Genomic DNA, 11,899 nt, shown 5'->3' with positions numbered 1-11,899 from the left:
TATCGGCTGTGCGGGCTTTCTTCATGTGTTCTTGAAGAACCATGCATGATCATTCACGGGAGGACTCTCCATGATCTCATTATATGGTGTAAGCAAACGTTATAACGAGCGCGGTTCCAGTGCAGATCAGGGATTCGAAGCATTAAGCTCGGTGTCCCTCGAAGTGGGACAAGGAGAAATACATGGCATCATCGGATCGAGTGGTGCAGGCAAATCCACGCTTCTGCGGATGCTCAACGGATTGGAGAAGCCGGATGATGGTGAGGTTGTTGTGAATGGGCAGCACCTGACCCAGATGAATGAACAGAGTCTGCGTCAGGCACGAAGATCCATTGGTATGATCTTTCAACACTTCAATCTTGTCAGTAACCGAACGGTGAGTGGCAATGTCTGCATGCCATTGGAGCTTGCGGGTATGCCCCGTGCGCAGCGAGTTGAACGTGGACTTGAGGTGCTGCGGTTTGTTGGACTGGAAGACAAGGCGGGTCAATATCCTGCTCAGCTTAGCGGAGGACAGAAGCAGCGTGTGGCGATTGCACGAGCGCTGGCCAGTCGTCCGAATGTGCTGCTCTGTGATGAACCGACCTCTTCGCTTGATCCACAGACCACGAACGGTATCCTGGATGTGCTGCGACATATCAATGAAACGCTGGGCGTGACCATTGTTGTAGTAACGCATGAGATGGAAGTGGCTCGCAGACTATGTCACAGGATATCCGTCATGAAGGATGGGCGACTCGTTCGTACGTTGTCTAAAGCGGAAGTGAGCAGTATCCCTGCTCCGCAGCCTGATCTGCTGACCTCCTTGCTTGCGGGTGACGAATACGGGATGACAGGTTCGTCTCTGTTCCGTCAGGCAGAACAGGAGGACAAGTCATGAGGTTACCTGAGTCTGTGCTGAAATATCAGCATGAGATATGGCAGGCGATTGGAGAGACTTTTGTCATGGTGGGCATCTCCATTGCGGCAGCTGTTCTGATCGGGTTACCTTTGGGTACACTGCTGTACTTATTCCGAAAAGGACAACGGTATCAGAATCAAACGCTGTCCTTTGTACTCGGCAGTGTCGTCAACATCGTTCGTTCGTTTCCGTTCTTACTGCTGGTTGTATTCATGATTCCATTCACACGGATTGTCGTGGGAACGTCCATCGGTACACTGGCGGCAACCGTGCCACTCTCGGTTATTGCGATTGCCTACTACGCCAGACTGGTGGAACAAGCATTGCTGGATGTACCGAGGGGAGTGGTTGAAGCTGCTGCTTCCATGGGGGCATCAACGATGCAACTTGTGGTGAAATTCTTGTACGTGGAGGCACGATCTGGTCTTGTACTGGGACTCACGACAGCTACCATTAGCTTCATCTCCTACTCGACGGTGATGGGCATTGTAGGTGGCGGCGGGGTTGGCGATTTTGCCATTCGCTACGGTTATCAGCGCTTCGAAACGGAGATTATGGTATTTACGATCATCATTATGATTATCCTGGTACAGATGATCCAATTCACAGGTAGCAGACTGTCCCACTGGCTGGATCGTAGATCCTGAACGGTTGGACCGTGCATTATTAAGAATAACCAATACAGATTATACGATGAGGGGTAGACATGAAATGAAAGTGAAAATGATGCTTATGTTGCTTGCAGTAATGCTGGTTGTAGCTGCTTGTGGCAAAAAAGAAGAGACACCTGCGGCTGAAGGAACAAAAGAAGATACACAAGCTGCACAAGAAGTTACGCTGAAAGTAGCCACGTTGATTCCGCCGATGACAGACGTACTGGATATTGTTAAACCGCTTTTGAAGGAAGATGGCGTCAACCTGGAAGTTGTTGTGTTGTCAGATAACGTTCAACCAAATACGGCACTCGCGAATAAGGAAGTGGATGCAAACTTCTTCCAACACGTGCCTTACATGACCCAGTATAATGAAGCGAACAATGCCAATCTGGTGGCTGTACAGCCTATCTATAATGCCATCTATGGCGGCTACTCCAAAAAGTACAAAACGATTGAGGAATTGCCAGAAGGTGCAACGGTTGCAATTGCAAACGATCCTTCCAACATTGGTCGCTCTCTTGTGATGCTGGAGCAAAACGGGTTGATTAAGCTGAAAGAGGGCGTAGGTTTTAACGCCACACAGGCAGACATCACCGAGAATACAAAGAACTTCAAGTTTGAGGAAGTGGACTTGTTGATGCTGGCTCGCATGATGGATGATGCTGATCTGGTAGCCATGACTCCGGCATATGCCAGTCCGCTCGGTCTTACACCGAAAAAGGATGCACTGTTAACGGAGAAGGATGATTCCCATTTTGCAATCACCATGGTTGCTCGTGAGGATAATAAGGACTCCGAAGCGATCCAGAAGCTGGCTAAACGCATGGCGGGTCCAGAGGTCAAAGCCTTCTTCGAAGAGAAATATGCAGATATCGCGATCCCGGCATTTAAATAGAGAATACGTTGGTCCAATGTGATTAGCCTTTAGATCTGAGCGATAACGCTTGGATCTTTTTTTTGTCGTCCGCGTGCTTATTAACAAGTATTTAAAAATTTAACAATTTGGTCATATCCCCGGAACACTTTATTTAATAGTTTTTTCGTATAATTTGTTTGAAAATAGTTCTTTAGGATTATAAATTAAGAGATTTAATCATGTTTTTTAGTGTAAAAAGTGTTTTTTACAAGAAGTGAGACCTAGTTTTTAGAAAGATGGTTTACACTCTATGAGAGCTATATAAGTTGTATTAATCATTTACACGAAAACGGAGAGGACAGAAAAAACTGAAAAAGCGAAGCGGTCGCCTTTATCACCGGATTTTCCCTAAAAAAGGGGAATTTAAAAAATCTGGGGATAACAGCGATTGGAAGGTTGTTCTGTCATCGGAGTGGCAAGTGTAAATAATCACTAGTTCAACTTATAAGTAGATCAAGTAAAACTAAAATTTATCTGGAAGAGGTAGAGAAATTTGTCCCGAAAAAATAGCAAATCGAATTGGTTCAACAAGATCCATAATAACTTTAAGACGAAGTTGATCGTGTCCTTTATTGCTTTCCTGGCCATTCCTTCGTTCAGTATTGGAGTTTTATCGTATAACAGTGCAAAAGATGAAGTGGAGAAGCAAATTTTACATAGTGCGATGGAAAATGTGAACCTTGCCAGTGCAACGATAGATCTTTCAGTCAATGCCAAGCGGAATCACATTGAATATTATGCGAGTACACTCGCGAAGCAATTGCGTCAAGAAGATGCCGAGGTTCGAGTTGTGAACGAATTGAAGGGGTATGCCGCACAGAACAAAGATATCATCACCATAGGTGTAGGCACAGAGGCAGGTGTGTATCTGATGTCCTCTGATGCGGAGATGCCTGAAGATTACGATCCGCGAACAAGACCATGGTACACAGAAGCGATGGGTACTCCACAGCAGGTCATTGTTACAGACCCTTATGTTTCTGCCGAGACAAAAGAGATTACCATTACGATTGCGAAGGCACTGGAAGACCAATCTGGTGTGGTCCAATTGGATCTCAATCTGGCGGACATTAGTCAATTAGTTAGCGGAATTAAAGTAGGAGAAAAGGGACATCTGATTCTGCTGGATGCCAGCGAAAAGTATATCTATCATCCGACGATGCAACCTGGAACAGATGCAACAGAAGATTTTTGGACACAAGTGTATACAAATGAATCCGGTAATTTCAACTATACCTTTGATCAGGTTGATAAGGTCATGTATTACGCCACGAATGAATCAACGGGATGGAAGGTCGCAGGCACCATGTTTTCTTCTGAAGTAGAGGATGCCGCGGCTCCTATTCTGAATCGAACGATTATGGTCATCGTTTCTTTTCTTGTCATCGGGATTTTGATCATCTGGCTGGTGATGCGATCCATTGTTAAACCGATTCGTCAGTTGAAGGTTCAGGCGATTCAGGTGAGTGAAGGGGATTTAACCCAGACCATTACAAGCACAAGTAATGATGAAATAGGTGAACTGAGTGAGGCTTTTGGCAAAATGCAGAGCAATCTGCGTGTGTTGATTCAAAATGTGGAGAACAGCGCCAGTCAGGTAGTCATCTCATCGGATGAAATGACTCAAAGTGCGGAATCAACCAGTGCAGCCAGTGAGCAGGTAGCGCGAGCCATTCAGGAAATTGCGAGTGGTGCGGAGAAACAGACCGAAGGTATTGAACATAACCATCAGGCCATGAATGAAATTACGATTGGTATTACAAGAATCGCCGAACGTTCCATACATGTCGCTGATTTGGCGAAACATACAACCGTACAAGCAGAAGAAGGCGGCAACACCGTCAAACAGACGGTGAGTCAGATGCAATCGATTCAAGAGACGGTAGAACAGACAAACCAATTGATTCAGGCGTTATATGAACGATCACACCAAATTTCAGCGATCACGGAGTTAATCGGAAATATAGCCAAACAGACAAACTTGCTCGCGCTGAACGCATCCATTGAAGCTGCTCGTGCAGGTACACATGGCAATGGATTCGCCGTTGTAGCAGCAGAGGTTCGCAAGTTGGCAGAGCAATCCGGGCAGTCCGTCAATGAAATCACCGTGCTGACTACGGCGGTACAGGAAGATATGGCTGCTTCCGTTCGCATGATGGAGAAGGTGACTTCAGAGGTTGGAGAGGGCATGGACATCTCTACAGAAGCGATTCGGAAGTTTGAACGTATTCTGGATAGCATGCGGGAAACGACACCTCAGATTGAAGAGATTGCTGCCACGTCGCAAGAGATCACAGCAGGTGTGCAGGAAGTATCTGCTGTATCCAATGAGTTGGCAGGTATTGCGTCAGGCAACGCCGCAACTTCCGAAGAAGTGGCCGCTTCCTCAGAGGAGCAACTGGCAGCGATGGAGCAGATTTCTTCCTCGGCTCGTGGCTTGTCTACCCTGGCTGAAGAACTGCAGCGCCTGATTAGACAGTTTAAGTATTAACGGGATCGTAGAAGAGAGATATCACACAGGGACAGCATCACATCATGTTTCATTAGAGGGAGTGGACAACCATGCAACTGGAACTCAAAGCCTTCTTACTGCTAACGGATGCGGTCATGATTACAGATGAGGAGGGTGTGATTCTGGATGTGAATTCCGTTTATGTAACCAAAACAGGATTCTCACGGGAGAGCACCATAGGTCAGCCTGCCCGATTGCTAATGGATACCCACTGGAGAGGAAATCAGACCTGGTCCGGCGTAGCCAAACTGATGAAGGCTGATCAGGAAGTGTGGGAAGCCCAAGTTACGATTACATCGGTTCATTTGGATGATTCTCTTTTTTATATCAGCATATTTAATGATGAATTTTCATGAAAAAAAACGTTGTTTGGTGATAAGGGGATGTTAGCTGAAAGTAGTAATTATTTTCAAAAAAATGGTCAATATCGTCAATTGAATAAGGGAGCACGGCATACTATGATTTGTGTACTGAGGAACTGCGACCATGAATCTGACAACATTCATTGAATGCATGAAATCCTGAAGTCGTAATGTGGACGGTGACCATTTGCTACGCGATCTTGTATTAAATTTCACGCTAATTTTGATCTTTGTTTTCCTGATTCATCACTATTTGAACCATACAAATGCTACCCGTTCAACATCCATCACGACTCGGATCATTATTGGTATTACGCTGAGCATGTTGGGCACGGCGCTCTATTATTTCTCTATTGTGCTTGAGGATGGTACATTGTTGAATTTCCGGGGCATTGTTTATCTGCTTGCTGCTTATTTTGGTGGGATTGGCTCGACTTTCGTTACTTTTGCATTCATGTGGATTTTTCGGATTAATATGGGGCGTAATCCCTTGTTGGAGAACTGGCAGTATGCGTTGACAGAGTTGTTATTTGTTGTAGCCATATGTCTGATCTTTAAGTATATCAGGGGATTTATGCAGAAGTGGTTGTCCGGAGCGTTGCTGTTGATTACTGTGTATGAGTTTTCTGCACTAAAGACAAATTCCCCTTCTCTGTTAATGATGGGGCAGATTCTCTTTTTTCAATGTATCTGCCTGCTGTTCGTTATATTATTCCTTTATTATCTGAACCAAAATCATCGATACAAGAGATTGGTCATTCAAAGGGATCAGGAAATGCTGGAGATGCTTCGTATGCAGCCGGGGTTTACTTTTAAAATCCAAAAACAGAATGGAAAATTCGAGTATCTTCTGCTTGAAGGAGAGATGCTCTCCCGCCTAGGTTTGGATATGAGTAGTCTGAAGCAAGATTACACACTGGGTACATTGGATATTTTACCTCAGGAAAAGGTAGAATTCCTGCGAAAGCAGTTTAACCGGGCATGGGAAGGGGAATCTTTTTTTTACGAGATTGAGCATGGAGGTTACTATTCGCTGGTGAACGTTCGCCCTCTGCGAGAAGAGGGTGTGGTGAAATATGTCGTGGGATATGGACTTGATATTACGGAGCACAGAGCGGTTAAACGAAGGATTCAAGAAAGTGAAGAGCGATATCGAACACTTGAGCGAGTGTCGGCAGACTGGTTTGTCGGTTTGGATAACAACAGATATATTGTGTCAGTGAATCAGAAATTTCTGGATGTTCTCGGTCTCGGCAGGCAGGAAGTGATTGGGCGTCAGCTTGAAGAATTGTTGTTCATTGAGCAGCTGGAGAACTGGTTGTTCGTTTTCCAAAAAGCCTTACATCACAATATAGCACAGGATACGGAACTGAGTTTTATTGTTGGAGAAGGTCATGAGCAGCATGTTCGGGTTCACCTATCCCCTGTTAAAGTATTAAACTCGAGTGAGAAAATTAAGGCAGTCATTCATGACATTTCGGATCACTATAGACGTGTTAAGGCTGACAAAGCAAGCCAGGCAAAGAGTGAGTTTCTCGCATTCATGAGCCACGAGATTCGTACCCCACTGAGTGGTATTATCAACTTTTCGTTGTTGCTTCAACGGACAGATCTATCTCCACAACAAAAGGATTATTTGAGTAAAATCAATGCGTCCTCCCAAACCTTGCTTGCCCTCGTAAATGATATTCTTGATTTTTCGAAAATTGAGGCAGGCAAGCTGATGTTGGAGAAGGTCTCTTTTTCACCAGAGGATGTGATCAAACGTGTGGCAGATCAGATTGGTGTGGCCATCGGGCACAAAGATATCGAAGTGATCTTTACAACCGATCCCGATCTGCCATTAACGGTGATTGGTGATCCGTTCCGACTTGAACAGGTGTTATTGAATCTGCTCAGTAATGCGATTAAATTTACGGAGCATGGATATGTAACGTTGCAGGCAGAGGTTCTTTCATTGGAGGCGGAGCGAGTTCATATCCGTTTTGAGGTACAGGACACGGGAATCGGAATGTCACCCGAACAATTGGAACGGCTCTTTGTCCCGTTTACTCAAGCGGAACCCTCGACGTATCGAACATATGGTGGCTCTGGTCTTGGGCTGGTCATCTGTTACCTTCTGGTCACCTCTTTGGGAGGAAGCTTGCGGGTGGATAGTGTGCTGGGAAAGTACAGTCTGTTTACATTCGACTTGATATTTGAACTTGCAGATTCCGAAGAAGAAGAGAGTTTCTCCCTGCAGACACACCCTCTCCTATATGGTGCGAATGATGTGGTTATCATTGAAGATGATGAACGGATGGGCGCAAATCTGAAGCAGCTGCTCTATTCATTCGGGATGAATCCGACGCTGTATACTTCCTTGAACCGTATGATGGAAAGTGATTGGTACACTCCTGAAGCCGAAGGGACAAGTTCGATGTTGATCATGTTGGATATGGATGCAGAGGAGACCGTCAACGGATCGTCATGGGACAGTTTCATGAAGCGAATGAATCGAACCAAATTTCAAATGGTGGGTTATACCCATGCTTTTAGTGAAAATGCCCTGTGGAGTGAGGAGAGATCCTTTCGCCCGGATCTCATGATGATCAAACCAATTACACGTCTGGGATTGTTCGAAGTAATACTTGCACTTCAGGGTGAGGGGCCATTGGAGAAAAACCGGATGATAGAAGGCGATGAATCATACTTGCTTAAATCCAAAGGGCACATTCTGATCGCTGAAGATCATGAAATCAATCAACTGGCCATTCGGGCCATGCTGGAACATACCGGATTCAAGGTGACGCTGGCAGACAGTGGCACAGAGGTTTTGAAGAAATTGGACGAACAAACATGGGAACTGATTCTGATGGATCTCTATATGCCAGATATGAATGGAATTGATGCAACGCGACACATTCGCAAGATGAGGAAATATGATCGTACACCTATTATCGCGCTTACAGCGAATAGTTTAAAAAGCAACCATGAATTATATCTTGAAGCAGGCATGAATGCCATCCTGACTAAGCCCGTACATGAACAACAGATCGCAGACATTTTGGCCATATGGATTGATCTAAAAGGCATAAGGGAGATCAATGGAATTGATGCAGATAAGGCGATCAGACAGATGGACGGCAAGCCGCATATTCTGCAATATGCGCTCACGAAATTCAGAATGGAGTATGGCTCGTTTCAGAAAAAACTGGCGATTCAGCTTCAGCAACAGCAGATTGCTGATGCAATTCGTAGTGTTCATTCTCTTCGAGGCGTAGCTGCGAATCTGCATGCAGTGGACCTGATGTGTGCGGTTCTCCAACTGGAATCGCTCTTGTCCCGTCCATTATTCAAAGAAGAGGAACTGCGTTTGGTATTGGAGAAGGTACAACAGGAAATTGATAAAATTACCGAGTCTCTGCCATGGTGATCGGAATGAAGCTGTGTTGTGTTATGGTGTGAACTTATATCCGACCCCCCAGATGGTTTGAATGTATTGGGGGTTTTTTGGATTGTCCTCAATTTTTTTGCGAAGCTTGGTAATGTGCACATCTATGGTGCGATCATTAATGTAGGCATCAATACCACGAATGGCTTCAATCAGGGCATACCGACTGTAGACTTTGCCAGGATTGAGAATAAACAGCTTCATGATCTCAAATTCGGAAAACGTCATCTCCACGCGCTGGTTATTCAACAGAACAGTTCTTCGGGCCAGATCGAGAGATATTCCGGATTCCTGTTCAGTGACAACAGAGCTGTTCAATATAGAGTAACGACGCAATACGGCCTCAATACGTGCCTTCAGCTCCTGCATGCTGAAAGGTTTACATACATAGTCATCAGCCCCGTCTGTTAATGATCGAATCCGCTCAGAAACCTCGGTTAACGAAGAGATGACAATGATGGGGATTGCCGTATGTTGGCGCATGAGAGAACTAGGATTCTTATTACCCGAATCAGGGAGCATCAAGTCAAGAAGCAGGATATCAGGCCGCGCTTGAAGCTGTAGAAGACCATCTCTTGCGTTATCGACACGGATAACATCATACCCTTCACCTTGCAAATACAAGGATAATGTATCGCCTAACATGTTGTCGTCCTCTATGATAAGCACTTTCGTCATGATATTCCTTTCTGAACCCCCTTCTTGTAGAAGGACTAAGATCCATGGATTACTTAATATACCTGGTATTTAAAACATGCAACATGAGGATGTCAAGGCTCTAACATGACTCCAAGAAGGTGAGAGACTCCGATTTAATGCTTGCCAAGATGTGGATCAGCTTCACGCTCGATCAGGCGCATCAATTTACGCTCGGTAGCGCTCTCTGGCGCAGGGGTGTAGACACTGCAACGCAGATCGGAACTACCCTGAACCTGCAACGAAGTCAGATCAAACAACATTTTGCCTGCTTTGGAATGCCTGAACTCGATTAATACGTCCGGGGCACTGCTGACGCTGCTTTGTTTCCAAAGGGTATGAAAATCGGGATGTCTGTTCATCATGTCATCCAAAAATAAATTATACCATTCATCATCAACATACTGGCCATAGTAAGCACGAAAAATCGCCAGAAATCCACTAACAAAATCCTCCCAGTTTACCGCGAGCCTGCGAAACTCCTTTCGATCAAATAACAGACTGATCATATTCCGTTGTTCGGGGGCAATCTGTTCAAAATCCATAAAAACATGCCGGGCTGCATCATTCCAGCCGACAATGTAACAACGCCGATCCGAGATCACGGTAGGACAGTGATGAAGCTCTTGCAAAATTTTCTGCAAAGAAGGGTGAAGTTGAACCGGTTCTTCTTCCAGTGTGGGCAGCTCCGTATGATGCTCCATGGCGAGCGAAAACAGATATTTTCGTTCATCGGCAGTAAGCCTTAGTGCTGAAGCAATGTTATCCAACACGGAATGGGATACCTGAATATCCCGACCTTGTTCAAGCCAGGTATACCATGTTGTACTCACTCCTGCCAGTTGGGAAACCTCTTCTCTCCTCAGCCCAGGCGTTCTTCTCCGACTTCCAGTGGGTAAACCGACCGATTCGGGAGAAATTTTGGAACGCTGTGTTTTCAGAAAAGTGGACAATGCCTGTAACCTGACATCGTAGTTCAATCCATCACCTTCAATCCTCGTTATCATGGTAGTCATTATACTATTATAATTGACAACTTGTAATAGGATATTCAAAAGTGCACTATTAGTGGCAGAGCGTAAGAGTAAGGTAGACAACAGCGCTGAAGGAGGATTGACATGGAACGAGTCGTGATTACAGGTATGGGAGTTATCTCTCCTTTAGGAAATGATGTAGATACATTCTGGAATGGATTAATTGTGGGCAGATCAGGTGTATCACCTATAGAACATTTTGATACAGCTTCGTACAAAACCAGAATCGCAGGAGTGATCCGTGATTTTGATGGTGAAGAGCGTTTTGGACGCAAGGAAGCAAGACGTATGGATCGATTCGTTCAATTTGCTGTTGCTGCTGCGGATCAGGCTGTATCACAATCGGGTCTTGTGATGGATGAACTGGACCGTGAACGGGTAGGTGTATATATTGGTTCAGGCATAGGCGGCATCCAGACATTGATGGAACAAGGCAAGACGTTGTCTGATCGGGGGCCTGCGCGTGTCAGCCCAACACTGGTACCCATGATGATATCCAATATGGCGGCAGCTATGGTCAGTATGAGGTTTGGTTGCTGGGGACCGACATTATCGCCAGTAACAGCTTGTTCCATTGGAAATACAGCCATTGGAGAGGCTTTCCGGTTAATTCGTCATGGCGGAGCCGATGTCATTATTGCTGGAGGAACAGAAGCGGCTGTAACGGAAGTGTCACTGGCAAGCTTCGGTAATGCGACAGCGTTGTCTACACGAAATGAAGCGTTCCAAGCAGCCAGCCGCCCATTTGATGCAGGGAGAGACGGTTTTGTCATGGCGGAGGGTGCAGGAATTCTGGTTGTGGAATCACTGTCTCATGCTCTAGCAAGAGGGGCGAATATTCTTGCCGAAGTGATAGGATATGGTGCCAGTTCAGATGCGTATCATATGGTAGCTACCCATCCGGAAGGACGGGGTGCATATCTGGCGATGAAAGCATCACTGAAAGAAGCTCAGATTGGACCTGAAGACATTAATGTAATTAATGCTCATGCCACCAGTACGGAGGCAGGTGATCTGTCTGAGACAAGAGCGATTAAGCAACTTTTTGGGACAGGTGCCTATGATATTCCGGTCACAGCGAATAAGTCTATGACGGGACATATGCTTGGTGCAGCAGGCGGTGCGGAGGCGATTTCACTTATTCAGAGTCTGCGGCATGGCATCATTCCTCCAACCATCAATCAGGAGCAGAGGGACCCCGAATGTGATCTGGATTATGTACCGAACGAGGCAAGAAAAGCGGATTTGCGGATTGGGATGTCTAATTCCTTTGGTTTTGGCGGTCATAATGCGGTTATTGTTCTTCAAAAGTATTCATCTTAAGCAGAAAGAAAGCCGTAAGCAAAGAACAGCGCTGCCTGATGGGGCTACGCTGTTCTTTGCTTACTT

9 protein-coding genes are annotated in these 11,899 nt (G+C 45.6%); 7 read left to right on the top strand and 2 right to left on the bottom strand.

Annotation, left to right across the window (positions count from 1 at the left end; all coding sequences use genetic code 11):
• Positions 1–70: 70 nt before the first annotated feature.
• The 6 genes from J2Z28_RS09100 (at position 71) to J2Z28_RS09075 (ending at position 8,762) form a co-directional block, all read left to right on the top strand.
• Positions 71–880 carry a methionine ABC transporter ATP-binding protein gene (locus J2Z28_RS09100; protein ID WP_211082019.1) on the top strand — a complete coding sequence of 270 codons (810 nt, stop codon included), beginning with the start codon at positions 71–73 and terminating at the stop codon, positions 878–880.
• Positions 877–1,548 carry a methionine ABC transporter permease gene (locus tag J2Z28_RS09095; RefSeq protein ID WP_211082018.1) on the top strand — a complete coding sequence of 224 codons (672 nt, stop codon included), beginning with the start codon at positions 877–879 and terminating at the stop codon, positions 1,546–1,548. The genes J2Z28_RS09100 and J2Z28_RS09095 overlap by 4 nt, the downstream gene beginning before the upstream one ends.
• Positions 1,549–1,612: 64 nt before the next feature.
• Positions 1,613–2,452, top strand: coding sequence for a MetQ/NlpA family ABC transporter substrate-binding protein (locus J2Z28_RS09090; protein ID WP_483406961.1), 840 nt, complete (start codon positions 1,613–1,615; stop codon positions 2,450–2,452).
• A 514-nt stretch (positions 2,453–2,966) separates the two neighbouring features.
• Positions 2,967–4,964 (top strand): methyl-accepting chemotaxis protein, encoded by a 1,998-nt coding sequence (locus J2Z28_RS09085; protein WP_211082016.1) that lies wholly within the window; start codon positions 2,967–2,969, stop codon positions 4,962–4,964.
• Positions 4,965–5,035: 71 nt separating this feature from the next.
• On the top strand, positions 5,036–5,341 hold the full coding sequence (locus tag J2Z28_RS09080; protein ID WP_036672654.1) for a PAS domain-containing protein: 306 nt from the start codon (positions 5,036–5,038) through the stop codon (positions 5,339–5,341).
• 193 nt (positions 5,342–5,534) lie between these two features.
• Complete coding sequence (locus tag J2Z28_RS09075) at positions 5,535–8,762, top strand: hybrid sensor histidine kinase/response regulator (RefSeq protein WP_211082015.1); 3,228 nt, start codon at positions 5,535–5,537, stop codon at positions 8,760–8,762.
• Between the two features lie 21 nt (positions 8,763–8,783).
• Here J2Z28_RS09075 and J2Z28_RS09070 read toward each other — a convergent pair whose 3' ends face one another.
• Both J2Z28_RS09070 and J2Z28_RS09065 read right to left on the bottom strand, forming a co-directional pair.
• Positions 8,784–9,458: a response regulator transcription factor gene (locus tag J2Z28_RS09070; protein ID WP_076253483.1), complete on the bottom strand. Its 675-nt coding sequence runs from the start codon at positions 9,456–9,458 to the stop codon at positions 8,784–8,786.
• A gap of 134 nt (positions 9,459–9,592) precedes the next feature.
• A complete protein-coding gene (locus J2Z28_RS09065; protein ID WP_091034663.1) occupies positions 9,593–10,456 on the bottom strand; it encodes a helix-turn-helix transcriptional regulator in 864 nt (287 codons plus the stop codon).
• Positions 10,457–10,594: 138 nt separating this feature from the next.
• Here J2Z28_RS09065 and fabF point away from each other — a divergent pair, with 138 nt between their 5' ends.
• Positions 10,595–11,833 (top strand): beta-ketoacyl-ACP synthase II, encoded by a 1,239-nt coding sequence (gene fabF, locus J2Z28_RS09060; protein ID WP_211082014.1) that lies wholly within the window; start codon positions 10,595–10,597, stop codon positions 11,831–11,833.
• The last annotated feature ends 66 nt before the right edge of the window (positions 11,834–11,899 follow it).

The sequence above is a fragment of the Paenibacillus xylanexedens genome, from assembly GCF_017874615.1.
GTDB classification, from domain to species: Bacteria; Bacillota; Bacilli; order Paenibacillales; family Paenibacillaceae; genus Paenibacillus; species Paenibacillus xylanexedens.
This window is presented reverse-complemented; position numbering and strand designations above follow the sequence as displayed.